This window comes from Vibrio sp. OPT20, from assembly GCF_963889365.1.
Taxonomy (GTDB): domain Bacteria; phylum Pseudomonadota; class Gammaproteobacteria; order Enterobacterales; family Vibrionaceae; genus Vibrio; species Vibrio splendidus.
The window spans coordinates 1-24,668 of sequence record NZ_CAWPOA010000031.1; the positions used below are offsets into that span (position 1 = coordinate 1).

The following is a 24,668-nucleotide window of genomic DNA, read 5'->3' on the forward strand; positions in this document are numbered from 1 at the left end:
CGATTTTTACCATCGATAAAGTGAGAGACCGCGAGTAATCTTAGCCTCAACCTCGCGTTGGAGGTTGCGCCGATAAGCTTTGATAAATCTGAGTTCATGTAGGCTCCTTTCAGAGTCTATATTAGATCATGAATTTAATGGAATTGGTATTATATGAATAAGTTTCGGTTTTTAGATGCAAAAAAGCCGCATCAATGATGCGGCTTTTTTTAATTGGCTCCCCTTGCAAGACTTGAACTTGCGACATACGGATTAACAGTCCGCCGTTCTACCAACTGAACTAAAGGGGAATTGATTGTTTAGTCTCTAATCAAGAGAATGGTGCCGACTACCGGAATCGAACTGGTGACCTACTGATTACAAGTCAGTTGCTCTACCTACTGAGCTAAGTCGGCATCATGAATCAAAAAGCTTATGCTTGATGATTAACTTGGCTCCCCTTGCAAGACTTGAACTTGCGACATACGGATTAACAGTCCGCCGTTCTACCAACTGAACTAAAGGGGAATTATTCTTAAAGCTTTAAAGAAATGGTGCCGACTACCGGAGTCGAACTGGTGACCTACTGATTACAAGTCAGTTGCTCTACCTACTGAGCTAAGTCGGCACATAATATTTCTTTGTGCTTTACTGTTGTTGTCTAGGACACCAACAAATAAATTGTGGTGCCCGGAGGCGGAATCGAACCACCGACACGAGGATTTTCAATCCTCTGCTCTACCGACTGAGCTATCCGGGCGACGAGGTGTATTAAACGTGTTTTCGCGTTCTGGGTCAACATTAAATTGCAAAAAAAGTATCGTTTGATGTTTTTCTATACTTAGTGGATTGTTTTTGTTCGTTTGGGGCTAAAAACCTAGGTCTAGCATGCTCTAAAAGATACTAAAACTACGGTTAACTGGACGGAATAGGCACCGAAACAAAAAAAGCACGTATGAAAACGTGCTTTTATATTTAAGAATTTACTCGAGAGTTTAGTGTTTTACTTCAAACCTATTAACCCAAGCTTCTAATTCGTTAGAAAGGGAGGCGAGAGTTTGAGTGCTGTTATGACTTTCTGTCACCACATTACTCAGTTGGTTGCCACTTTCTTCGATCATATTGATACGCTTCGAAATATCGTCACTCACCTGAGTCTGCTCAGCGGCGGCTGTCGCGATTTGATGACTCATCGATGAAATAGACTCTAATGCGATAACAATCTGTTGTAGAGCTTCAGAGGCATTCTGGGACTCTGTTACGGTGCTTTCACTGGTCGTCGCACACACTTCCATAGTTTTTATTGCGTTACGAGAGCCTTCTTGAAGGTTATTGATCATTAGTTGGATTTCTTTCGTGCTTGATTGTGTTCGACCTGCAAGGTTACGAACCTCATCAGCCACAACCGCAAATCCGCGGCCTTGTTCACCAGCGCGCGCAGCTTCAATTGCCGCATTTAGCGCTAGAAGGTTAGTTTGTTCTGCAATATCACCGATGACGTCTAAGACCTTAACGATGTTATGTACATCGCTATCTAGGTTAGCGACGGCTTCACTGGCAGTTCCTAGTTGGCCTGCTAGACCTTGAATGTTATCTACCGTGTTGTGAATTAACTGCTGAGTATGTTGGCTCTGTTTATCAGCTTCGTCAGTATTACGCGCAGTATCACCCGCTGAATCAGCCACATTGTTGGCTGAAGAGGCCATCTCGGTCATTGCTGTTGCGATCATCTCTGTTGATTGCTGCTGTGTCTCTGTTAGCTGAGCAATTGCCCCAGCACGATCTTCTACGCGCTGCAGTTCGCCCCTTAATGCCAGCATTGATGCATTAAGGTTTGAGACCAGCTCGGCTAACGACTTACTCATTTGTTGCACGGCATGATAAATACTGCCGTTTATCGCCTGAGTCTCGAAAGAGGTTTGAATACGGCCTTCTGCGACTGCTTGTACTGCTTCTCTTACATCTTTAGGCTCGCCGCCAAGAAGTGCCAGCATTCGCTTAATAGATACAATTAGGCTTGATAAAATAAGGCCAGCAATCACGACACATAGAAACAATTGCCATTGAGCAGTCGACCAGAAACGCGCATTGACTTCATTGAAGCCGATACCGGTGCCTACAACCCAACCCCAATGCGGAGTCTTCTCTGCAATAGACAGTTTTTCTTCAATCGTTCCGTCTGGAAGCTTTTGTGTCCAGGTGTACTCAATGATCTGGCCAGTACGATTGCCAAGTACTCGTTGAATGAGTTGGCCAACGCTATTTCCATCACCGTCTTTAAAATCATTAAAGCTGGTTCCGTGTAGTTGTGGATCCAGAGGTGTCGCAACAAACGTCATGTTTTCATCCGCAACATAAACGTATTCATTGTCTTTATAGATGTTGTTACGTAGTAGGCGAGTAGCAAGCTGTTTGGCCTGCTGTTCTTCTAGAGTGCCATCAATCGCCATTTTTTCAACTTCAGTAAGAATGCTGTATGCGCTCTTAAACAGCTCTGTCACACGAGCTTTGTTGTCCATGTTACTCGCGACTCTCAAGGTCCATAAACCAGTAGCAGTTAGCGCCAGCAGAGCGATCAAGATGATGCCCGATAATAAGTAAGCTTGCGTTTTTAATTTCATATTTTCCTGCGTAGCGATTCAATAATTAGTATTAGATATAATTCATCGAATCTTAATCTAAGTCGTGTAGGGTAGATATCAGAAAGATATCAAAACATGATGGAGATTAAATTTACGAAGCAAAAAAAGTAACAGTCTATCATTCTGTTTGTTTTCATGTGACGATACGCGGTTAAAGGTGCTTAATTTCAGAGGTGGTTTAGTTTGTATCGAGAGGGTTTGAACGAATTCAAGGATGGGTACTGTCGAGATAGGAAAGGGATGCTTTAACTTTATGGGGATGATCTGGGCTTGATGTTGAGTTGGCGGCAATACTGAATAGAGTTAGCTTTTGCTCAAACGAAAAAAAGCCAAGTCTTTCGACTTGGCTTTCTTGAATGTGGCTCCCCTTGCAAGACTTGAACTTGCGACATACGGATTAACAGTCCGCCGTTCTACCAACTGAACTAAAGGGGAATTACTTGTCTCAACATCAGGTCTATAAAGACCATTATTTGTTAAGCACCAAATAATGGTGCCTCGAGGCGGAATCGAACCACCGACACGCGGATTTTCAATCCGCTGCTCTACCGACTGAGCTATCGAGGCAAAAGAATGGTGCCGACTACCGGAGTCGAACTGGTGACCTACTGATTACAAGTCAGTTGCTCTACCTACTGAGCTAAGTCGGCACACTAAATTCTTTGCTTTAGAGAGTGAACTCTCTAATTAAAACCTCATATAAAATGAAGTTCTTGAAAATGGCTCCCCTTGCAAGACTTGAACTTGCGACATACGGATTAACAGTCCGCCGTTCTACCAACTGAACTAAAGGGGAATTACTTGTCTCAACATCAGGTCTATAAAGACCATTATTTGTTAAGCACCAAATAATGGTGCCTCGAGGCGGAATCGAACCACCGACACGCGGATTTTCAATCCGCTGCTCTACCGACTGAGCTATCGAGGCAAAAGAATGGTGCCGACTACCGGAGTCGAACTGGTGACCTACTGATTACAAGTCAGTTGCTCTACCTACTGAGCTAAGTCGGCACACTAAATTCTTTATGCTTTTGTTCGTGTTGCTACTCCCTGTTAAAGAGTAATGACACCAACAAATCAAATTGTGGTGCCCGGAGGCGGAATCGAACCACCGACACGAGGATTTTCAATCCTCTGCTCTACCGACTGAGCTATCCGGGCAACGGAGCGCTATTAAACGGATTTTCTGCATAACCGTCAACACCTTTTTTGAAAATAATTAAAAAAAACGTTCGTTAGTTGTTTTTTTATTCAAAAGTGAGGCTTACGTTTTACCTTGGTTAAAATCTTTCTTGAATTTTGTTACTTTTTCTAAGTATCGACGCGACTCTTTGTTTGGGTGTTTCTTTGTCAGTGCCCAGTAAGCTTGACTAGGTTGCAACGAATTTAAGTCACGCATTGCTCGCTTTCGGTCTTTGCTGAAGGTATTTAGTACCCCACCAGTGCCACCGTTGTATGCTGAGATCATGCTGTACTCAAGCGTTGTTGGGTGCTGCACGTCCTTCAAATAACGATTTTTAAGGATGTAAAAGTACGCAGTGCCAGCATCAATGTTGTTTTCTGGATTGAATAAGTACTCAGGACTTGGTTCTCCAGGTTTCTTTTTGACGAGCTTAAACACATCTCGACCTGCGGTTTTTGGGACTACCTGCATAAGACCATAAGCGTTCGCCCAACTCACAGCGTATGGGTTAAAACTACTCTCTGTTTTGATGATTGCGTAAATCAAGTCTTCAGGAATGTCATAACGTTGAGATGCGCGACGAACGATATCGGCGTACTTATAGCTTCGTTTGCTGGCGTGATCGGCCACCATTGGAATTTCGACGTAATACGCTTTTTTAAAGTCGACTTCCTTGGTTTTTAAGTTATTGGCGATCAGGTAATCAGCAAATTTATTAGCGCGCCATGTCCATTGGATAGGCTTCTTATCTTGATCAACGACTTGGTTATAGAGGAAAGGTTGACCTTCTAACTTGATGCTTTTGGAAGAGAATAGGTCGACATTCGCAGGATCATCTGGCGTCAAAAGTGTCGTCATTATCGCATTTTTAAGGTGCTTTTTAGGATCCGTTGAGGAAACGGTTTCAACAGTGATCAGGCCTTGGCTAAAGTTTACTTCTGAACGACTCAAGTAATTATCTATGTATTTCACATAGTTACTCTTACCCGCCATCTTTACTTCACTACTGCCCCAACGTTTTTGGATATTGCCAGAAAAGCTATTAATTAAAGAATCTAACGCCCCTGTATCTTTTTCAAATTGACCGGGTAGCTCCGCTAAATTACTTACAAATCGGTTGGTTGGTTCGTAATTAACATCATAAATGCTTTCGACAAATTCACGACTGCACCCAGTTAACAACATGGCTGTTAGGAAGTAACTTAGCTTTTTCATAGTTCCTCATACAAAAATGACATCGCAGCGTTAACCATGATGTCATTAAAATTTGCTTAAATAAATGTCTTATTCGCTTGGTGGAGTGTAGCCATCAATAACGACATCTTTACCTTCAAAAAGGAAGTTAACCATCTCAGTTTCAAGAAGTTTACGATGTTCAGGATCCATCATGTTTAGCTTCTTCTCATTGATAAGCATGGTTTGTTTGCTTTGCCATTGTCCCCAAGCTTCTTTAGATATGTTGTCAAAGATACGCTTACCTAAGTCACCTGGGTAAAGTTGAAAATCTAGGCCTTCAGCATCTTTTTGAAGGCGAGCACAAAATACAGTGCGGCTCATAGTGGTTCCTCTTATCGCGTTCGTTGATTCAAACGTCGTCGTTCAGTTCAAAGGGTAGGCTCTCAATAAGCTGCTTTACAGGAGCGGCTAAGCCAATTTCTTCCGGTTTTGATAAGTTATACCAGAGACCTTTAGTCCCTTCCATTATCAAATCTGGTTGTTTATCTAATTTCACTAATACTGGCGTGATATCTAAGTGGTAGTGGCTGAAAGTGTGCCTAAACGCAATCATGGTCTTGATCGAATTGGTTTGAGTGTCTTTGATCGAGCGAAGATCTAGTTGATGTTCGATCTCTGCGTTTTCATTTTGAGGGAAACAGAACAGTCCTCCCCAGATACCAGACTGAGGGCGTTGTTCGAGCCATACTTGATTATCGTGGTACAAAATCACAAACCATGTTTCTTTTATTGGCTTTTCTTTCTTAGGCTTTTTGCCAGGGAAATCGAGCTGCCTATCGAGCTTCTTAGCTTCGCACATGCTTTCAATCGGGCACAACGTACATTTGGGCTTGCTACGAGTACAAACCATCGCACCCATATCCATCATGGCTTGATTGTACTTATCAACATCTTGATTGGGAGTGTGTGCTTCTGCGTGTTCCCAAAGCTGGTTCTCGACTTTCTTTTGCCCCGGCCAACCTTCTACTGCGAAGCTTCTCGCCAAGGTACGCTTGACGTTGCCATCAAGAATCGCATGAGGGAGTTTATGCACAGAGGACAGCACTGCAGCGGCAGTAGATCGTCCAATACCCGGTAGCGCGTTCATTTCTTCGATAGAAAGCGGAAATTCACCACCGTATTGCTCGGCAACAATCTTGGCGGCCTTATGTAAGTTACGAGCTCGCGCGTAATAGCCAAGCCCTGTCCATAGGTGCAGCACCTCATCTTGTTCGGCGTTCGCTAGGTCAATAACCGTTGGAAAGCGTTCTAAGAAGCGCTGGTAGTATGGAATCACCGTGGCGACTTGAGTCTGCTGAAGCATGATTTCAGATAGCCAAACGGTGTAGGCGGTTTTGTTTTGTTGCCAAGGTAATTCTTTACGCCCAAAGGCGTCATACCACTTTAATATGGCGGTTGCGAAAGGAGTCACGACATGCTCTATGCTTTGCTATTATTAGGAGTGAAATTGCACCACACTTACGGTTGGATGTAAAACAGACAAATTGTGTGGGAATTTATCCACGGAAAGACTTGCACCGGAGGCAATTCTTTGGATAATCCCCGCTTTGATTAATCAATGTGCAGGCAAAAATCAATGAGTGAAGTGACCACTAACGAATATACTGAAGACGGCAAACTGGTTCGTAAGATCCGTAGTTTTGTTCGCCGCGAAGGCCGCTTAACAAAAGGCCAAGAAAACGCGATGAATGAATGTTGGCCAACAATGGGTATCGACTACACCCCAGAACTTCTTAATTGGAAAGAAGTGTTTGGCAACGATAACCCAGTTGTACTAGAAATTGGCTTCGGTATGGGTGCATCACTGGTTGAAATGGCAAAGAATGCGCCTGAGAAAAACTTCTTAGGTATTGAAGTTCATAGCCCAGGTGTTGGTGCGTGTTTAGGTACAGCTCGCGATGCGGGTGTAACGAATTTACGCGTAATGTGTCACGATGCAGTAGAAGTATTTGAGCACATGATCCCAGACAGCAGCCTGCATACACTGCAACTGTTCTTCCCTGACCCATGGCACAAAGCTCGTCATCATAAGCGTCGTATCGTTAAGGCTGAGTTTGCAGAGATGGTTCGCGGTAAGCTTCAACTTGATACTGGTATTTTCCACATGGCAACAGACTGGGAAAACTACGCAGAACATATGATTGAAGTGATGAACGTAGCTCCAGGCTTCAAGAATATCGCTGAAGATGGGGATTACATTCCTCGTCCAGACGAGCGTCCGCTAACTAAGTTTGAAGCGCGTGGCCACCGTTTAGGTCATGGTGTTTGGGACATTAAGTTTAAGCGTACTAAGTAGTTCTGAATCAAATTAAGTGAAGGTGAATCCGACTTAGGATTAAACCCTACACTTTATGGGATTGATTAAAGCCAACATTATTGTAATGTTGGCTTTTTTGTCCTTAGGCTTTTATTGTGATAAAGGTTTAAGGACAGAAAGTAATGTCACACCCCCTACAAAAATAACAATAAAGAAGTAAGCACACATGAAACCAACTCAAGCTATTTTGGCCGAAATTTTAGACGAAGTTCGTCCTTTAATTGGTCAGGGAAAGGTCGCTGATTATATTCCTGCATTGGCTCGTGTATCTAATCAGAAACTGGCTATTGCGGTATACACCAATGAAGGTGAAGTCATTCAAGCTGGCGATGCCGATGAAGCCTTTTCCGTGCAATCAATCTCTAAAGCTTTAAGCCTGACGTTAGCGATGGTGTTGTATAAGCCGGAAGAGATTTGGCAACGAGTAGGGAAGGAGCCTTCAGGACAAGCCTTTAACTCGATGATTCAGCTTGAAATGGAACACGGCATCCCTCGTAACCCGTTTATTAACGCAGGCGCGATTATCGTTGCTGACTTATTGCAAAGCCGTCTATCTGCACCAAGGCACCGTTTATTAGAATTTGTACGTCAGCTATCAGGTGATACTCATATTGTGTATGACAAAGTTGTGGCGGCTTCTGAAATGATGCACAGCGATCGCAATGCTGCCATCGCCTATTTGATGCGTTCATTTGGTAACTTTGAGAACGATGTTATTCCCGTACTCAACAATTACTTCCATGCTTGTGCGCTTAAAATGACCTGTGTTGATTTGGCGAAAACCTTTAGCTACTTGGCTAATAAAGGCGTGTCTGTTCAAACCAAGAAAGAGATCATCACGCCGGTTCAAACCAAACAATTGAATGCCTTGCTTGCGACATGTGGTTTGTACGATGGGGCGGGAGAGTTTGCCTATCGTGTTGGTATGCCCGGAAAGTCTGGTGTCGGTGGCGGGATTATTGCGATTGTTCCTGGCGAAATGACGATCGCGGTGTGGTCTCCAGAACTGGACGCGTCGGGGAATTCACTAGCGGGAACTCAGGCTTTAGAATTGCTCTCTGAGCGCATTGGTCGTTCTATTTTTTAGAAGAAAGATGCGAGATGCGAGCACGGACTTCGTCCTATAGAGCGCTTCGCTTCGAGAAAGGTTCTTACAATAAAAAGGGTTGACCCTAAAGCCAACCCTTATGCAATACTTCTCGAATCTCGAATCTCGAATCTCGAATCTCGAATCTCGAATCTCGAATCTCGCTCTATTCGTCTTCTTCTGCCATAAAGGCTTCTAGCAAATCATTTAGGAATAGCTTCCCTTTTTCAGTGATCTGCCAATTAGTGTCGGTTTCATTCAAGTAGCCTAGCTCTTTTGCCCATTCAATAGTTTCTTGAATAGAGTCAAATTCTAGCCCCGTAGTATCAATGAAATCCTGCTTTGGACACGCTTCCATTAGCCTGAAGCGGTTCATGAAGAATTCGAAAGGGCGGTCCTCATTAGGTACTTCAAGTTCATCCGACAGATAGGGCTTCACTAGGTTCTGATACGCTGCTAGGTAGCCTCTAGGGTGTTTAACCTTAGTGGTGCGAACAATACGTCCATCTGCAAAGCTCAGCTTGCCATGAGAGCCACAGCCAATACCTAGGTAGTCACCAAAGCGCCAGTAGTTGAGATTATGCTGACACTGATATCCCGGCTTGCTGTAGCCTGAAATTTCGTACTGTACATACCCTGCGTCTGCGAGCTTCTTATGGCCTAAGTCGAAGATATCCCAAAGGTCATCATCGTCAGGCAGCTTTGGCGTTTTGTAATAGAACATGGTGTTAGGTTCTATTGTTAGCTGATACCAAGATAAATGCGGAGGATCGAGCTCGATCGCTTTGTCCAAATCAGCCAAGGCCTGATCAATGCTTTGATCGGGTAAGCCGTGCATTAGATCTAGGTTGAAGCTATTTAATCCGATTTTATGCGCTAAGTGAGCCGCATTCACTGCTTCGTCTTGACCGTGAATACGGCCAAGTCTTTCCAGTTTCTCTTGCTCAAAACTTTGCACGCCCACCGAGATTCGACTAACCCCTGCTTTTTGATAACCAGCAAAACGCTCAGCTTCGATAGTTCCCGGGTTGGCTTCCATGGTAATTTCTATTTCAGGTTTGAACGGGATGCGCTGTTTAATGCCTTGCAGCAATCGACCGATTCCTTCTGGAGAAAATAAACTCGGCGTGCCGCCACCAATAAAGATCGAATGCAATGGGCGAGGTACGTCATTGAGTTGGTACTTTTCGATATCGGTATCGAGATCCTCAAGCAGAGCATCGATGTACTCTTTTTCAGGAATCTCGGCTTTTAGAGCATGAGAGTTAAAATCACAATACGGACACTTTTGTACACACCATGGGATGTGGACATAGAGGCTGAGTGCGGGGAGTATTAGCGCTGCATTGTGCATTACAGAGCTTGCTCCTTGAGAGTCTTGAATAATGATGCGAGGGCTTTACCACGGTGTGACAGTTGCTTCTTACGTGACGATTCAAGCTCGGCTGAGGCGCAGTTATCTTCTGGTACAAAGAATACAGGATCGTAGCCAAAGCCATTCTCACCGTGTTCTTCAGTCAGAATGCGACCTTCCCATTTACCGTGACATACTAATGGCGTCGGATCGTTTTCGTGACGCATGAGTACCAATACACAGTGAAAACGAGCGGTACGCTTTTCAACGTCTACACCTTGCATAGCATCTAACAGCTTTTCGATGTTCTGCTTATCAGTCGCCCCTTCACCTGAGTAACGCGCTGAGTAGATACCGGGTGCACCATTAAGGTAATCAACTTCTAAGCCAGAATCGTCAGCAATGGCTGGTAGCCCCGTCTCTTTCGCAGCGTGGCGAGCTTTGATGATGGCATTTTCAATGAAAGTTGTTCCCGTTTCTGCGACTTCTGAAACGTTAAATTCACTTTGCGCGACAACGTCGAAACCAAACTCAGACAGAATATCTGCCATCTCGCGAACTTTGCCTTGGTTGCCTGTTGCTAAAACAATCTTACTCATGGGGATGTGGCTCTAATAAGTTAATGACTAGAAATGTGAGCTTTGAAGCTACTCTTCTATATAGAATTTTTGTGTGAAACGCAGTGGACCTGTGCCTTTCAAACCTGCGTTCACATCGATATTAAAAGTGATGTTTTCTTCGTGAGTGATAGGAAATTCAGCGAGGTAATAAATCGCATCGCCTTCCTTTATTTCACGGAAGTTAAGCGTACGAGTGTTACCTACTAGGTTTCTCGCTGTTCCCGTAATTTTAGCCGTTGTCGCAGGTTTTCCTAGGGAAGCGTTGTCTAGCACGCTGATGTTTAGAATCGCAGAGTATCCGTTTCGTTTCAGCTTATATTGCTTAGCGACCTGCGCAGTTAAAAACGTGGAATTGAAAGCCGAGTAATGAACCTCGACATCCTTGATACTTTTAAACTGTCCTGCCGAGCTTGGTAGGGCAATCAGAGCGGTGAGTAGTGCAGTTATCCATAGACGCATAATGACTCCAATAAATAGCAAAAAGCCATCATAGGATGGTTTTGACTTCAGTTGGGATCTGGCTTGGTGAGCATATTCGAACTTGCTTATGCCGACCGAGCTCTCCCTTCTCTATCTTAATTTGCCCTTTAGCGACCTTAAATTGCTTCGCAAGATATTTCGCTAAGTGAGCATTTGCTTTGCCATCAACCGGTGGTGCAGTAATGGCAATTTTCAGTTCCTCTCCGTGTAAGCCAACGATTTTATCGCGGCTTGCCTTGGGTTGGATATAGAGCCTAAGAAGAATATCGTCTTCTTCGGCCCAAACTGCTTTTGGCATCGTCAAAGTACCTGATGTTCGTACTTGAATTATAGCTGATACCAAATAGGACCGATCATGTCGCCCATTAGGAAGTTCGCAAATTGCAGAACAATGAACAGAACAAGCACACTTAGGTCGAAGCCACCCATATCAGGAAGGATACGGCGAATTGGCGTTAGCATTGGTTCTGTTAACTGATGGAATACGTATTCGATTGGGCTACGGCCTTGGCTAACCCAACTCAGGATTGCACGGATCAGTAGAACCCAGAAAATTAACCCACCCGCCGCTTTGAGCAGAGATAGTGCGCCAAAGATCAGGAAGCTGATATCAAATACAGCCGCACCGCCAGAGATAATCAAGTTTAGAGCGACGAACTTAAGTACACACAGCACATAAGCGAAGACAACCGTCGCAAGGTCAAGGCTTCCTATTGATGGAATCACTCGGCGTAGCGGGGCAACAACCGGTTGTGTCGCTTTTACGATAAATTGTGAGAATGGGTTGTAGAAATCTGCACGTGATGCTTGTAGCCAGATACGCAAGATCACAACCATGATGTAAAGATCAAAAACGGTCGAGATCAGAAAGCTCATCGAATTCATATTGTTTCCTTTTTCGGATTTACTTGCCGCTAGGTATCACCCGAACGGCACAATGCTTTTGTACTGTAACGAGTATTAAAACAGTTTTTCCATCTCTTCAGCTCGAGCAACCGCCGCTTGCATGGCTTTCGCTACGATGTCTGATAGTTGATGGTCGTTAAACGTGCGCAATGCTTCTGCGGTCGTTCCGCCTTTTGAAGTCACTTGCTCACGCAGTGTTGATAATTCAGTATTTGGATTCGCTACCACCATCTCTGCCGCGCCTAATGCAGATTGCTGCACTAATTTACGAGCGGTTTCTTGGTCAAAACCTTGGTTAATTGCTTCAGCTTGCATCGCTTCCATAAACAGGAAGAAGTAAGCCGGAGCACTCCCTGCAGCAGCAATGATGTTGTTGATACCAGACTCTTGTTCAACCCAGCTTACCTCACCTACGGCTTGCATTAGCTGAGAAGCAAACTCTTTATCGCCCTGACTAACCGTTGAGTCAGCATAAAGGCCACTCATCCCTTTACCAAGCAGTGATGGCGTGTTTGGCATAACACGCACAAGGTTCAGTTGGCAGTTTAACATCTCATTGAGTCGATTCGCATTAATACCCGCGGCAATTGAGATAACCAGTTTGTTGCTGAAGTCGATACCTTGTAAGGGTTTACATACATCAGCCATCATTTGTGGCTTCACGGATAACACAACAACGTCTGCTTGTTCTGCTGCGGCAATATTATCGCTGGTGGTATTGATGCCGTACTCTTGCTCTAACGGCAGCCTTCTGGTGTCTGAAGGCGCTGTTGCAGTAATCTTTTGCGCTGGGTAACCACTCGCCACTAAGCCCGCTACAATCGAGCGAACCATATTTCCCGCCCCAATAAAGGCGATGTTCTTATGTTCCATATATAAAATCCTGAGCGTGTCGCTGCGCGGTTAAAGCGAAGCGGTATCAATACTGTATTTTTCGTTGCCACTTGTTGTTGCTTGTTGTAGCTATTTCTTGTTACGTGCTGTGCTATTTCGCGTAATCACGAGCACCGAAGATAGCCGTTCCAATGCGAACCATAGTGCTGCCAGCCTCAACTGCTGCATCCATATCACCACTCATACCCATCGAAAGGGTATCTATGTTTGGATACTTTGCGGCTAGCTTATCTTTAAGCTCCGCCAGTTGAGAAAATGCATTAAGCTGAGATTGATAGTCAGATACGTTTGCAGGAATCGACATCAATCCTCTTAAAGTGAGGTTAGGGAGCGACGAAATCAACTCCGCGAGTGCAAAAACTGTTTCTTCTGACGTTCCAGACTTGGATTCTTCACCACTGGTGTTTACCTGAATCAAAACTTGCAAAGGTGGAAGTTCGCTTGGTCGTTGATCACTAAGTCTTTGTGCGATCTTATCGCGTTCAACAGAATGTACCCATTGGAAGCTTTCTGCGATTGGGCGGGTTTTATTGGATTGAATTGGGCCAATAAAATGCCACTCTAAATTTAGGTTAGAATGTTGTTCTGAAAAGTGTTTTACTTTATCAACACCTTCTTGAACATAGTTTTCACCAAAGGCAACTTGGCCTCCGAGTGCGGCTTCTAGAATCGCATCAATAGGTTTAGTTTTGCTGACGGCTAAAAGTTGCACGGACTCTGGAGCTCGTCCGCACTTTTGCTCAGCACTACGTATCTGTGAGGTGATTTGTTCGATATTTTGTTGAATACTACTCATAGCTGACTTTACTTAAGGGAAAATAAATGGATATCACTGAGTTACTAGATTTTAGTGTAAAGCATAACGCGTCAGATCTACATCTTTCTGCGGGTGTATCTCCAATGGTACGTATAGATGGTGAAGTAAGGAAGCTTGGAATACCAGCTTTGAGTCATGCTGATGTGCATCGTTTGGTTTTTGAGATCATGAGTGATTCACAACGCGGTGAATTTGAAGAAAAACTGGAAGTCGACTTCTCTTTTGAATTACCCAGCGTTGGTCGTTTCCGTGTTAATGCTTTTAACCAATCTCGTGGCTGCTCTGCTGTGTTCCGTACCATTCCAGTAGAGATTCCCACCCTTGAACAGCTAGGGGCTCCTGAGATCTTTGAAAGAATATCTAATTACGAAAAAGGGCTAGTATTGGTCACTGGGCCGACGGGTTCAGGTAAGTCGACAACTTTGGCTGCGATGGTGGATTACGTTAACCGTAACCATAATAAGCATATATTGACGATTGAAGACCCGATCGAATTTGTTCATACCAACAACAAATGCCTAATCAACCAACGAGAAGTGCACCGCGATACTCACAGCTTCAAAGCGGCATTGCGTAGTGCGTTGCGTGAAGACCCAGACGTAATCCTTGTCGGCGAACTTCGTGACCAAGAGACGATTAGCTTAGCGCTAACCGCAGCAGAAACTGGCCACTTAGTTTTTGGTACCTTGCATACTAGCTCTGCGGCAAAAACCATAGACCGTATTATCGATGTATTCCCGGGTAGCGACAAAGACATGGTGCGTTCAATGTTGTCTGAATCGTTACGTTCGGTGATTGCCCAGAAGCTGTTGAAGCGTGTTGGTGGCGGTCGTGTGGCTTGTCATGAAATCATGATGGCGACACCTGCGATTAGAAACTTGATCCGTGAAGATAAGGTCGCGCAGATGTATTCGATTATTCAAACGGGGGCGGCACATGGTATGCAGACCATGGAGCAAAATGCGAAGCAGCTGATGGCTCAAGGCTTGGTTGATTCAAAAGAGGTCGAGAAAAAGATCGAAATTGAAACCTCAATGTTTTAATCAAGGTGAACAAAATGGAACTGAATCAAATTCTTGAGGGGATGCTATCTCAAAAAGCATCGGATCTTTATATCACCGTTGATGCGCCTATCCTGTTTCGTGTCGATGGTGAACTGCGACCTCAAGGCGAGAAATTGAATGCGGCTCAGGTTGCTCAGTTACTTGATGCGATGATGGATCAAGACCGACGCGATGAATATCAGCAAACGCGAGAGGCTAATTTTGCCATCGTACGTGACTTTGGTCGTTTTCGTGTCAGTGCATTCTTTCAACGAGAGCTACCTGGAGCGGTCATTCGACGTATCGAGACTAACATCCCAACCTTTGAGCAATTAAAGCTTCCTGATGTGCTGCAAGACCTTTCAATCGCTAAGCGCGGACTTGTGCTGGTGGTTGGGGCAACAGGTTCTGGTAAATCAACCTCGATGGCCGCAATGACAGGCTATCGCAATACCAATCGCTCAGGGCATATTTTGACGGTTGAAGATCCGATTGAATTCGTACACGAACATAAAAAGTGCATCGTGACACAACGTGAGGTTGGGCTCGACACCGAGAGTTACGAAGTTGCGCTTAAGAACTCTTTGCGCCAAGCTCCAGATATGATTTTGATTGGCGAAATCCGTAGCCGTGAAACCATGGAATACGCGATGACTTTCGCTGAGACTGGCCACTTGTGTATGGCAACGCTGCACGCCAATAATGCCAACCAAGCGTTAGAACGTATTCTCCACTTGGTACCGAAGGAACAAAAAGAACAGTTCTTGTTTGATCTGTCGATGAACCTGCGTGGTGTGGTCGCTCAGCAATTAATCCGAGATAAGAATGGCAGCGGTCGCCATGGCGTGTTTGAGATTCTACTTAACAGCCCGCGAGTGTCTGACTTGATTCGTCGTGGTGAGTTGCATGAACTAAAAGCGACTATGGCTAAATCGAAAGAGATTGGTATGCAGACCTTTGACCAAGCGTTGTATGACTTGGTGCTTGCAGGCAAGATCAGTGAAGAAGACGCATTCCACAGTGCCGATTCCGCGAATGACTTACGCTTAATGCTAAAAACCAGACGTGGTGATGATGACTACGGAACCGGTGCTTTGGCTGGCGTGAAGATTGATATGGGTTAGATTGATACTGAATACTGAATACTGAATACTGAATGCTAAAAAAACCGCTGTGAAGGCGGTTTTTTTTGGTCTGGATATATTAGTGGTTGCCGTAACTATTGTTGTTACCAGAATATCCTCGTTCCTTCTCTAATTTGATTTTTGTCGGATATTGTTCACCGGTATAACCTGCTGAGCCTCCGCTCATAGAGCTACATGCTGTGATTGCTAGAGAAGCGAAGATGACTAGAAAAATTTTCATATGAACTCCCACGTCCTTATTATGAATTGCACTGACACTACGGCGTGAAATTCGTGTGGGATCATAAATTAGCTCAAATGTTAATCACTTAGTTTTAACTAAGAATATTGTGCTTCAAACCAACTTTCTAGAATCACAACTGCGGATTGGTTATCGACATTACCTTTACTTAGTGCTTTGTAGCCGCCCATTTCAAAAAGGTCGGCCCTTGCTTCTGTCGTAGAAAGTCTTTCATCATGCAGTTCAACATCGACACCAAAGCGCCCTTTTAGGCGATTGGCAAACTTCTTCGCCCTTGGTGTAATCGCGGCTAGATCTTTACCATGAAGATCGGTAGGAAGACCAACCACGATAAGATTCGGCTGCCACTCCTTGATTTGCTTTTCGATGTCATCCCAGTTCGGGATGCCATCTTTCGCCTTAAAGGCTTTTAAAGGGCTGGCTGTACCTGTGATCTCTTGTCCTATCGCACTGCCGATACTTTTTGTACCGTAGTCAAATGCCATAATTGTTCGTGACATGGGGTTTCCAAATTAATCTGTGTTTGAGAGTGTCTGTTTATTTTATTGATCTGAGTCGGGCTAGGCGTGGCCAGCGTCTGCTGAAAGCTGAGCCGCATTAATGCCTAACATCTGCACGGCGACTTTCCAGCGGTCAGAAATCGGTGTATCGAAGATGACCTTCGGATCGGCTTCAACAGTTAACCATGAGTTCTCGGTCAGTTCGGTTTCCAGTTGCCCGGGTTCCCACCCTGCATAACCAAGTGCGACTAGATAATTCATCGGTTCATCTTCTGTACCTAACACCATCAAGATATCTTTTGAGGTTGTCACTGAGATTTGATCCGTCATGCTGATACTGGATTGATAGCTGCCTTTAGGTTTGTGCAAAATAAACCCACGGTCTTCTGCGACCGGTCCACCATTCAATACAGGCTTATCAAGACTTGCTTGGTTGGGTTTTGGCTGATCAGAATCAACCTCAACTTGCTTAAGCATGCTACCGACAGTGACATCAATAGGGGCGTTGATCATCAAACCCATCGCGCCTTCGTCATTGTGCTCACAAAGGTAAATCACCGAATTTTGAAAGTATGGGTCTTTCATTCCGGGCATAGCAACCAGAAAGTGGTTCGTTAAATTCATAGAGCCTCCTGCCAGTGTGTTCCCAGTAAAGGAAAAAGAGCGGCGTAAAGCCGCTCATTGTTCTTTGCCTAGATATTTCTGTGTTTTCGAATAGCTAAGGCTTTCTTTAGTTTAGGCTATTTAGCGTTAACGCGACGCTCAATTGCATCCATTAATTTACCTGTAACTGAAATATCAAAAGCGGCTTCAATTTCACGGATACAAGTAGGGCTAGTCACGTTAATTTCAGTCAGCTTGTCGCCGATAACATCAAGCCCAACAAAGATTAAGCCTTTCTCTTTCAGTGCAGGAGCAACTGCTCTTGCGATAGCCCAGTCTGTTTCACTTAGAGGACGAGCTTCACCTGTACCGCCAGCAGCAAGGTTACCTCGAGTTTCCCCTTTTGCAGGAATACGCGCTAGACAGTAAGGCATTGGTTCACCGTCAACCACAAGAATACGCTTATCACCATTGCTGATGTCCGGAACAAAGGTTTGTGCCATTGCGTAGTTTTGGCCGTGGTTAGTCAGTGTTTCAATGATCACTGATACGTTTGGATCGCCCTCTTTCACTCGGAAGATAGACGCGCCGCCCATACCATCAAGTGGTTTTAGAATCACGTCACCGTGTTCTTCTCGGAACGCTTTAATTTTTTCAGCTTTACGAGTCACGATGGTGGTTGGTGTCAATTCAGGGAACCAAGCCGTGAATAGCTTCTCGTTACAGTCACGTAAGCTTTGTGGCTTGTTTACGATCAGTGCGCCGTTCTCTTCAGCACGCTCAAGAATGTAAGTTGCGTAGATGTACTCTGTATCAAACGGAGGATCTTTACGCATCAGTACCGCATCTAAATCAGAGAGAGCGATAGTCTGTTCTGATTTGAATTCGTACCAGCCGTTTGGATCTTCTTTTAGTTCAACAACCTTAGTGTCAGCAATGGCTACGCCTTGATCTAAATGTAGATCATCCATTTCCATGTAATGGATTTCGTAACCACGACGCTGAGCTTCAAGCATCATGGCAAAGCTAGAGTCTTTTTTGATGTTAATGGATGAAATTGGATCCATTACGATGCCAAGTTTGATCATTTTTTTCTCCTAGCCTAGATCGCCAAAACGGACTTGTAAGGCAGTAATTGCGGTTAGAGCTGCTGTCTCGGTACGAAGTACACGTGGGCCGAGTAGCGTCTCTTCAAATTTGTATTGTTCTGTCATGCCGATTTCTTCAGCTGACAGTCCGCCTTCAGGACCGATCAATAGGCGCACCTTACTGATGGGTTCTGGAAGGGTGTTAATTGAGTACTTTGCACGAGGATGCAGGTTTAGCTTTAACGCTTCACTCGGTTCGCTGCACCACTCTTCAAGTTGCATGATTGGGCGAATAATTGGAACCGTATTGCGACCAGATTGTTCACATGCAGCGATAGCAATTTTTTGCCACTGTGCGAGCTTTTTCTCGAAGCGTTTAGTATCCAGTTTAACGCCACAGCGCTCTGAAATCAGTGGGGTAATGGTGTTTACACCAAGCTCAACCGATTTCTGAATCGTGAATTCCATTTTGTCGCCACGTGAAATCACTTGGCCTAAATGTAAGTCTAACGGAGATTCGCTGCTACGTTCGATACGTTCAGTAACATTAACTGTGACGTTCTTTTTTGATACTTCAGCAATTGTCGCAGGGAATTCAGCGCCACTGCCATCAAATAGAAGAACATCTTGACCTTCTTTCATACGAAGGACTCGACCAACATGACCCGCGGCATCTTCGCCTAAAGCGAGTGAACCTAACTGATGAATGCGTTCTGGGTGATGGATACGAGGGATTCTCATGCTGGTAAACCTATAAATAGTGTCATTTGGGTATTTTGTCTCTGCCTAACATGGATGCTTTTAGTTGAAAAAACAAGGGTAGAGCAAGAGTTTCAGGGGCAATTCTGAAACTCTTGTTTGAGATGGAGGCAATTGGAGATGTTGGTTGCCTGAGTCGTGTTATTTACAAGCAGGGAAAACAAATGGGTTGTGATTACCTTGGATCGCATAGATTCGCATATCACGAGTACATTCCCACTTATCGACAGGGAATTGCTTGTTCCACGCCATCATCAGGTTAGTCTGCTGCTTAGAGAGTTTGAAACCATACTCTTGGCTCATATAAAGATAAGTACGCGCGATAGAACCTTTTGCTCTGTCTGGCGGCATAACCTTACGCTGTTTGAAGTTGACCTGCATTTCACACTGACCGTAACTCACGCCATCCATTCCATTCCACTGACTGAAATTGTAATTGGATCGATCACCGTTAACCTCGCCAATTGCCGGAGTTAGATTATGAAGGTCGGCTTCCATCGATTTAAATATTTTGTCATTGCGAGTGCAGTTCTTACGTCCGCCATCTTGCCAGCACTGACGCTGGTGGCCGAATTGCCAAGCTGGAACCACGTGTTCCCACTCAATACGGGAAGCGCGCTTTTGCTGTTTCCTCACTTGATAACCACAGCCGTCGAGGTCGGGGATACCTTTCTTTTTGTCTTTCCAAGTGATGTCGCAACCACAATAAAATGAAGTCGGGTGATCGAGATAAATCTTCACGGCTTCTTTTTTGGCTTTGGAGAAGGAGCTTGGTGGAGCGGCGAAAACGCTTTGGGTTACCAGTAGGCCAAATACTATTGATAGGTAAAAGGACACCGACAGGCCAAATACTTTTGGAGTGGTTTTTTGCATAGAAAAAGACTGATGAAAGTATGATAAACAACAGTCTAGCACTCAAATGTTAGTTCACTCTATTACATTTATTCGCGTTACCTTATGAGCTTAAGACTTAGCTCAATTGAAGGCCGGTAAAAGCTAAGGTTTGTTGGCATTGTTGGCAATGATAAGTTGATTGGTTGCGGATGACTTTGTTGTGTCGTCTTATCGACAAGGGGTAAGTGGTGCAATCACAGCGGTACTCAAAGGTTTTTCCCTGCACTGAGGTGATTTCTAAGCTGTGGGTGGTTCGGGCCGGTACATTGAATACCTTTTCCATCACGTATTTCCACTCATTGCCGTGAGGCCTAACTCGACCAAAGACCTGATATGTGATCAGATGTGCGAGTTCATGAGGCACGACTTCGTTAATAAAGGCGTCTTCATTTTCTCTGAATAGCACTTGGTTGAGTTTTATCTCGTTTAACTGGAGGTAGGCTTTTCCCGCTGCCTTTCCTCTTAACTTGTAAGTGACGGTTGGGCATGGAAATTCACGAGAAAAATGTTGATTAGCGATAGCTAGGCATTCGCCCAGTTTTTTATTTACTCGATGTTGTTGCGGGGTGTAAGACAAGCGTTGTTAACTCCAAAAAAAGCCTCAGCGTTTAAGCTAAGGCCTCATCATAACATTGCTCATCGATCGTGAAACGATTTAAACGTGATGTTTCTTTTTGATGACTTCGTGGTAAGCATGCCATGTTCCGTAGCCAAGTAATGGCATCGTTACAATCATACCCACACCGTAGGTCGCGAAGCCGACTAAGATACCAGTACCAATGATACCAGCCCAAACGATCATCGCAGGGATGTTTGATTTAACAGCGTTGAAGCTAGTAAAAATGGCACTCATTACATCTACACGTCTTTCCATCATTAGTGGAATTGAAAATGCTGAGATGCTAAATATCAGGCTCGCGATAACCAACCCAATCACCGAACCCGTAATCAGGAATGGTGCAAACTCGCTTAATGGTGCGCCTTGTACGGAAGGGTAGAGTGCATGCAATAACGCAGCAATCCGCATCCAAAAGATCATTGCAACCATTAATACAATCGCAAACGCCCATTGGTGGGTTGAGTTCCGTGTGATGGCTTTCATCGAGTGCAGTAGGCTGGCGTTGTGCCCCTTTTCTCTTTCCCAGGCTGCGTCATACAAGCCTAGGGCAAGAAACGGCCCTATTAGCATGTACACAATCAAGCTTGGCATAACGACCAAATGTGTTCCTTGCCATTGGACAAGTTGAACAATGGCGATGGCCGCACCCATGAAGCACAAACCGTAAAATGCGCTGATTAATGGCATTCTCACTAAGTCATGCAGTGCAAGCGATAACCAATGGAATGGGGCGGATATGCTTACTTGGTTACAAGGAATGGTGCGAGCATAATCCTGATCGCTGACCTTGTGTTTCTTATCGTTCAGTTCGGATGGGTGTACAGTACGAGGCATATATCCCCCTAGTTAAATAACGTCCTAGTTATAGTTCCATAAAGCTCAGTATTGCGATCATATGAGGATTATGGTGTTGAGCTAAAATGCTCTTTTTCGTCCCAGTTATTGTTCTAGCGTGCATTTAACGAGAGCTATCAGACTGAATTACTTTGAGTTAAATGTGAGCTTGATCGCCTAGGAGTTACCTTAACTATTGTCAGTAGTGTTCGAAAACACAAATTATCGGTGGGTTTTTATACTAAGTGGTTAACGGTAAAGAAGACTTGGGCAGGGTGTTCTAGTAAGGAAAGGTTTGGTAAGTGCATAAAAATAAAGCCCTTACTAAGCAGTAAGGGCTTTAAAGAAACAAATCGCAGTGGCTAAATTATTTTAGGCCAGCGAAGTCCGCAAGGATTGCTGCTTTGTCAGTCGCTTCCCAAGGGAACTCTTCACGACCAAAGTGGCCGTATGCAGCAGTCTTCTTGTAGATAGGCTGAAGAAGGTTCAGCATCTCTTGAAGACCGTATGGACGTAGGTCGAAGTTTTGACGAACAGCTTCAATGATGATCTCGTGAGCTACTTTCTCAGTACCAAACGTTTCAACCATGATAGATGTTGGATCTGCAACACCGATAGCGTAAGACAGTTGAATCTCACAACGGTCAGCCATGCCAGCAGCAACGATGTTTTTCGCAACGTAACGCGCTGCGTAAGCTGCAGAACGGTCAACTTTTGATGGATCTTTACCAGAGAATGCACCGCCACCGTGACGAGCTGCGCCGCCGTAGGTATCAACGATGATCTTACGACCTGTTAGACCACAGTCACCCATTGGGCCACCGATTACGAAACGGCCTGTTGGGTTGATGAAGAAGTTAGTGTCTTTGTTGATCCACTCAGCAGGAAGTACTGGCTTGATGATCTCTTCCATTACCGCTTCACGTAGGTCAGGTGTTGTTACTGAATCACAGTGTTGAGTTGAAAGAACAACTGCGTCGATACCAACAATCTTACCTTGGTCATATTGGAACGTAACTTGAGATTTCGCATCTGGGCGAAGGAAGTCAAGCTTGCCGCTCTTACGTACTTCAGCTTGCTTCTTAACAAGAAGGTGAGAGTAAGTAATTGGAGCTGGCATTAGGATTGGTGTTTCGTTAGTCGCGTAACCAAACATGATGCCTTGGTCGCCTGCGCCTTGATCTTTAGGATCGGCTTTATCAACACCTTGGTTGATATCTGGAGACTGCTTACCAATTGTGTTTAGTACAGCACAAGAGTCTGCGTCAAAGCCCATATCAGAATGAACGTAACCAATTTCACGAACTGTTTCACGAGTGATTTCTTCGATATCAACCCATGCAGACGTTGTTACTTCACCGCCAACCATAACCATGCCGGTTTTTACGTAAGTCTCACAAGCAACACGTGCTTTTGGATCTTGTTCCAAGATGGCATCAAGAACAGCATCAGAGATTTGGTCTGCAATTTTATCTGGATGGCCTTCTGAAACAGATTCAGAAGTGAATAGGTGCTTAGCCATGAGAGCTCCACTTTTAGTTTAGTTTTTAGTTGCAAATAGTTAAATGCAAATAATTTCAGGCGTCGCAAGCTAGGAAGCGCCGCCATTAAATACAGTATATTTTGTAGGTGTTTCTACATCTAGACGGCTATTCTAAATTCCAGCGGTCGAATTACAAGCTCTTTTTTATGATATGTCATAACTAAACGTTTGCGTATCGGTCGGGATAACACATTGCTAAGTGATGTAAATGTTCGAAAATTGCGAAAAATGACCGTTAAAATGCCAGTAAAACGTTTGCAGTCGCTAAAGTCGTTTGAGAGAATACCCGTGCTAATAAAAATGAAAACTTTAGCATCAATCTCTTTTTAAATCGCTTATGTACTCAGGAGCAGACATGCCTTCTCGTAAAGATCTAGCCAATGCAATTCGCGCACTTAGCATGGATGGCGTTCAACAAGCAAATTCAGGCCACCCTGGCGCACCTATGGGTATGGCTGACATCGCTGAAGTTCTTTGGCGTGGTCACTTGAACCACAACCCAGCAAACCCAGAGTGGGCTGACCGAGACCGTTTTATTCTGTCTAACGGCCATGGTTCAATGTTGATTTACTCTCTGCTTCATCTTGCAGGTTACGAGCTTTCAATTGAAGACCTGAAAAACTTCCGTCAACTGCACTCTAAGACTCCAGGTCACCCAGAGTACGGTTACGCTCCTGGTATCGAAACGACTACAGGTCCTCTAGGTCAAGGCATCACCAACGCTGTTGGTATGGCGATGGCTGAAAAATCATTGGCTGCACAGTTCAACAAAGAAGGCCACGACATCGTCGATCACTTCACTTATGCTTTCATGGGTGATGGCTGTCTGATGGAAGGTATCTCTCACGAAGCATGTTCTCTAGCCGGTACGCTAGGTCTTGGTAAGCTGGTTGCTTTCTGGGATGACAACGGTATTTCTATCGATGGCGAAGTTGAAGGTTGGTTCTCTGACGATACACCTAAGCGTTTTGAAGCTTACGGCTGGCACGTAATCCCAGCAGTTGATGGTCACGATGCTGACGCTATCAACGCGGCTATTGAAGCGGCTAAAGCGGATCCTCGTCCAACACTTATCTGTACTAAAACTATCATCGGTTTTGGTTCTCCAAACAAAGCGGGTACGCACGACTGTCACGGTGCTCCACTAGGCGCTGATGAAATCACAGCAACTAAAGCGGCACTTGGTTGGGAACACGGTCCTTTCGAGATTCCAGTTGATATCGCAGCTGAGTGGAATGCGAAAGAAGCGGGCGCAGCGAAAGAAGCAGCGTGGAATGCTAAATTTGACGCATACGCAGCGGCTCACCCAGAGCTAGCAGCAGAATTCAAACGTCGTACAAACGGCGAACTACCAGCTGAGTGGGAAGAGAAAGCAAACGCAATCATTGCTGACCTTCAAGCTAACCCAGCTAACATCGCTTCACGTAAAGCGTCTCAAAATGCTCTAGAAGCGTTCGGTGCTATGCTACCTGAATTCATGGGCGGCTCTGCTGACCTTGCGCCTTCTAACCTGACTATGTGGTCTGGCTCTAAGTCTCTTGAAGCAAATGACTTCTCTGGTAACTACATCCATTACGGTGTACGTGAATTCGGTATGACGGCTATTATGAACGGTATCGCTCTGCACGGTGGTTTCGTACCATACGGCGCAACGTTCCTAATGTTCATGGAATACGCTCGTAACGCAATGCGTATGGCGGCTCTGATGAAAATTCAGAACATCCAAGTTTACACGCACGATTCGATCGGCCTAGGCGAAGATGGTCCTACTCACCAACCGGTTGAGCAGATCGCTTCTCTACGTCTGACTCCAAACATGAGCACATGGCGTCCATGTGACCAAGTTGAGTCTGCTGTTGCTTGGAAACTGGCAATCGAGCGTAA

Annotated in this window: 25 protein-coding genes and 12 tRNA genes; 5 read left to right on the forward strand and 32 right to left on the reverse strand. The window is 44.8% G+C overall.

Annotated features, from left to right (window positions below; all coding sequences use genetic code 11):
* Window positions 1-214: 214 nt before the first annotated feature.
* The 16 genes from AACR09_RS01105 to mutY all read right to left on the reverse strand — a co-directional run bounded on the left by AACR09_RS01105 (window position 215) and on the right by mutY (window position 6,451).
* Window positions 215-290: transfer RNA gene (locus tag AACR09_RS01105), tRNA-Asn, on the reverse strand.
* A gap of 29 nt (window positions 291-319) precedes the next feature.
* Window positions 320-395 (reverse strand) — tRNA-Thr (locus AACR09_RS01110).
* A 36-nt stretch (window positions 396-431) separates the two neighbouring features.
* A tRNA-Asn gene (locus tag AACR09_RS01115) sits at window positions 432-507 on the reverse strand.
* A gap of 24 nt (window positions 508-531) precedes the next feature.
* Window positions 532-607: transfer RNA gene (locus tag AACR09_RS01120), tRNA-Thr, on the reverse strand.
* A gap of 56 nt (window positions 608-663) precedes the next feature.
* A tRNA-Phe gene (locus AACR09_RS01125) sits at window positions 664-739 on the reverse strand.
* 235 nt (window positions 740-974) lie between these two features.
* A complete protein-coding gene (locus AACR09_RS01130) occupies window positions 975-2,600 on the reverse strand; it encodes a methyl-accepting chemotaxis protein (protein WP_102489104.1) in 1,626 nt (541 codons plus the stop codon).
* A 380-nt stretch (window positions 2,601-2,980) separates the two neighbouring features.
* Window positions 2,981-3,056, reverse strand: a tRNA-Asn gene (locus AACR09_RS01135).
* A gap of 56 nt (window positions 3,057-3,112) precedes the next feature.
* Window positions 3,113-3,188, reverse strand: a tRNA-Phe gene (locus tag AACR09_RS01140).
* Between the two features lie 7 nt (window positions 3,189-3,195).
* Window positions 3,196-3,271, reverse strand: a tRNA-Thr gene (locus tag AACR09_RS01145).
* A gap of 70 nt (window positions 3,272-3,341) precedes the next feature.
* Window positions 3,342-3,417 (reverse strand) — tRNA-Asn (locus tag AACR09_RS01150).
* A 56-nt stretch (window positions 3,418-3,473) separates the two neighbouring features.
* Window positions 3,474-3,549, reverse strand: a tRNA-Phe gene (locus tag AACR09_RS01155).
* A gap of 7 nt (window positions 3,550-3,556) precedes the next feature.
* A tRNA-Thr gene (locus tag AACR09_RS01160) sits at window positions 3,557-3,632 on the reverse strand.
* Window positions 3,633-3,706: 74 nt separating this feature from the next.
* Window positions 3,707-3,782, reverse strand: a tRNA-Phe gene (locus tag AACR09_RS01165).
* Between the two features lie 103 nt (window positions 3,783-3,885).
* Window positions 3,886-5,019: a membrane-bound lytic murein transglycosylase MltC gene (gene mltC / locus AACR09_RS01170; RefSeq protein WP_017084369.1), complete on the reverse strand. Its 1,134-nt coding sequence runs from the start codon at window positions 5,017-5,019 to the stop codon at window positions 3,886-3,888.
* Window positions 5,020-5,088: 69 nt separating this feature from the next.
* Window positions 5,089-5,361 (reverse strand): oxidative damage protection protein, encoded by a 273-nt coding sequence (locus tag AACR09_RS01175; protein ID WP_004735465.1) that lies wholly within the window; start codon window positions 5,359-5,361, stop codon window positions 5,089-5,091.
* A 28-nt stretch (window positions 5,362-5,389) separates the two neighbouring features.
* Window positions 5,390-6,451, reverse strand: coding sequence for an A/G-specific adenine glycosylase (gene mutY, locus AACR09_RS01180; protein ID WP_193835898.1), 1,062 nt, complete (start codon window positions 6,449-6,451; stop codon window positions 5,390-5,392).
* Window positions 6,452-6,616: 165 nt separating this feature from the next.
* On the opposite strand from mutY, the gene trmB reads away from it, so the two are divergent.
* Both trmB and glsB read left to right on the forward strand, forming a co-directional pair.
* Window positions 6,617-7,336, forward strand: a complete 720-nt coding sequence (gene trmB, locus AACR09_RS01185; RefSeq protein ID WP_193835899.1) for a tRNA (guanosine(46)-N7)-methyltransferase TrmB — start codon at window positions 6,617-6,619, stop codon at window positions 7,334-7,336.
* Window positions 7,337-7,523: 187 nt separating this feature from the next.
* Entirely contained in the window at window positions 7,524-8,444 is a 921-nt protein-coding gene (gene glsB, locus AACR09_RS01190; protein WP_004735469.1) for a glutaminase B, read from the forward strand.
* Window positions 8,445-8,610: 166 nt separating this feature from the next.
* On the opposite strand, the gene hemW is transcribed toward glsB, so the two are convergent.
* The 7 genes from hemW to AACR09_RS01225 form a co-directional block, all read right to left on the reverse strand.
* Complete coding sequence (gene hemW / locus AACR09_RS01195) at window positions 8,611-9,798, reverse strand: radical SAM family heme chaperone HemW (RefSeq protein ID WP_193835900.1); 1,188 nt, start codon at window positions 9,796-9,798, stop codon at window positions 8,611-8,613.
* Window positions 9,798-10,397 carry an XTP/dITP diphosphatase gene (locus AACR09_RS01200; RefSeq protein WP_017080776.1) on the reverse strand — a complete coding sequence of 200 codons (600 nt, stop codon included), beginning with the start codon at window positions 10,395-10,397 and terminating at the stop codon, window positions 9,798-9,800. Before AACR09_RS01200 ends, hemW begins: the two co-directional genes overlap by 1 nt.
* A gap of 48 nt (window positions 10,398-10,445) precedes the next feature.
* Complete coding sequence (locus AACR09_RS01205; protein WP_004735472.1) at window positions 10,446-10,877, reverse strand: DUF4426 domain-containing protein; 432 nt, start codon at window positions 10,875-10,877, stop codon at window positions 10,446-10,448.
* 28 nt (window positions 10,878-10,905) lie between these two features.
* On the reverse strand, window positions 10,906-11,196 hold the full coding sequence (gene yggU / locus AACR09_RS01210; protein ID WP_193835901.1) for a DUF167 family protein YggU: 291 nt from the start codon (window positions 11,194-11,196) through the stop codon (window positions 10,906-10,908).
* A gap of 29 nt (window positions 11,197-11,225) precedes the next feature.
* Window positions 11,226-11,783, reverse strand: a complete 558-nt coding sequence (locus AACR09_RS01215) for a YggT family protein (RefSeq protein WP_004735475.1) — start codon at window positions 11,781-11,783, stop codon at window positions 11,226-11,228.
* 75 nt (window positions 11,784-11,858) lie between these two features.
* Window positions 11,859-12,677 (reverse strand): pyrroline-5-carboxylate reductase, encoded by an 819-nt coding sequence (gene proC / locus AACR09_RS01220; RefSeq protein ID WP_102481652.1) that lies wholly within the window; start codon window positions 12,675-12,677, stop codon window positions 11,859-11,861.
* A 112-nt stretch (window positions 12,678-12,789) separates the two neighbouring features.
* A complete protein-coding gene (locus tag AACR09_RS01225) occupies window positions 12,790-13,494 on the reverse strand; it encodes a YggS family pyridoxal phosphate-dependent enzyme (protein ID WP_017077775.1) in 705 nt (234 codons plus the stop codon).
* A 26-nt stretch (window positions 13,495-13,520) separates the two neighbouring features.
* Between AACR09_RS01225 and AACR09_RS01230 the strand changes: the two genes are divergently transcribed.
* On the forward strand, window positions 13,521-14,558 hold the full coding sequence (locus AACR09_RS01230; RefSeq protein WP_193835902.1) for a type IV pilus twitching motility protein PilT: 1,038 nt from the start codon (window positions 13,521-13,523) through the stop codon (window positions 14,556-14,558).
* Window positions 14,559-14,572: 14 nt separating this feature from the next.
* Complete coding sequence (locus AACR09_RS01235; protein ID WP_004735479.1) at window positions 14,573-15,682, forward strand: PilT/PilU family type 4a pilus ATPase; 1,110 nt, start codon at window positions 14,573-14,575, stop codon at window positions 15,680-15,682.
* A gap of 79 nt (window positions 15,683-15,761) precedes the next feature.
* On the opposite strand, the gene AACR09_RS01240 is transcribed toward AACR09_RS01235, so the two are convergent.
* The 9 genes from AACR09_RS01240 to metK all read right to left on the reverse strand — a co-directional run bounded on the left by AACR09_RS01240 (window position 15,762) and on the right by metK (window position 22,763).
* Window positions 15,762-15,923, reverse strand: coding sequence for a hypothetical protein (locus AACR09_RS01240; RefSeq protein ID WP_017090793.1), 162 nt, complete (start codon window positions 15,921-15,923; stop codon window positions 15,762-15,764).
* A gap of 98 nt (window positions 15,924-16,021) precedes the next feature.
* Window positions 16,022-16,444, reverse strand: a complete 423-nt coding sequence (gene ruvX, locus AACR09_RS01245; RefSeq protein ID WP_004735480.1) for a Holliday junction resolvase RuvX — start codon at window positions 16,442-16,444, stop codon at window positions 16,022-16,024.
* A gap of 60 nt (window positions 16,445-16,504) precedes the next feature.
* The gene (locus AACR09_RS01250) at window positions 16,505-17,068 is read right to left on the reverse strand and encodes a YqgE/AlgH family protein (RefSeq protein WP_017095267.1); all 564 of its coding nucleotides are present in this window, start codon (window positions 17,066-17,068) and stop codon (window positions 16,505-16,507) included.
* Window positions 17,069-17,184: 116 nt separating this feature from the next.
* Complete coding sequence (gshB, locus tag AACR09_RS01255; protein ID WP_004735482.1) at window positions 17,185-18,135, reverse strand: glutathione synthase; 951 nt, start codon at window positions 18,133-18,135, stop codon at window positions 17,185-17,187.
* 9 nt (window positions 18,136-18,144) lie between these two features.
* A complete protein-coding gene (gene rsmE / locus AACR09_RS01260; RefSeq protein WP_108177686.1) occupies window positions 18,145-18,876 on the reverse strand; it encodes a 16S rRNA (uracil(1498)-N(3))-methyltransferase in 732 nt (243 codons plus the stop codon).
* A 159-nt stretch (window positions 18,877-19,035) separates the two neighbouring features.
* On the reverse strand, window positions 19,036-19,767 hold the full coding sequence (locus AACR09_RS01265) for an endonuclease (RefSeq protein WP_108177684.1): 732 nt from the start codon (window positions 19,765-19,767) through the stop codon (window positions 19,036-19,038).
* Window positions 19,768-19,864: 97 nt separating this feature from the next.
* The gene (locus tag AACR09_RS01270; RefSeq protein ID WP_193835903.1) at window positions 19,865-20,365 is read right to left on the reverse strand and encodes a SprT family zinc-dependent metalloprotease; all 501 of its coding nucleotides are present in this window, start codon (window positions 20,363-20,365) and stop codon (window positions 19,865-19,867) included.
* Window positions 20,366-20,443: 78 nt separating this feature from the next.
* Complete coding sequence (locus AACR09_RS01275) at window positions 20,444-21,241, reverse strand: DUF2189 domain-containing protein (RefSeq protein ID WP_108177680.1); 798 nt, start codon at window positions 21,239-21,241, stop codon at window positions 20,444-20,446.
* 367 nt (window positions 21,242-21,608) lie between these two features.
* Window positions 21,609-22,763, reverse strand: coding sequence for a methionine adenosyltransferase (gene metK, locus AACR09_RS01280; RefSeq protein WP_004735487.1), 1,155 nt, complete (start codon window positions 22,761-22,763; stop codon window positions 21,609-21,611).
* A gap of 376 nt (window positions 22,764-23,139) precedes the next feature.
* On the opposite strand from metK, the gene tkt reads away from it, so the two are divergent.
* The coding region (gene tkt, locus AACR09_RS01285; RefSeq protein WP_228010900.1) for a transketolase at window positions 23,140-24,668 on the forward strand (1,529 nt) is incomplete at its 3' end.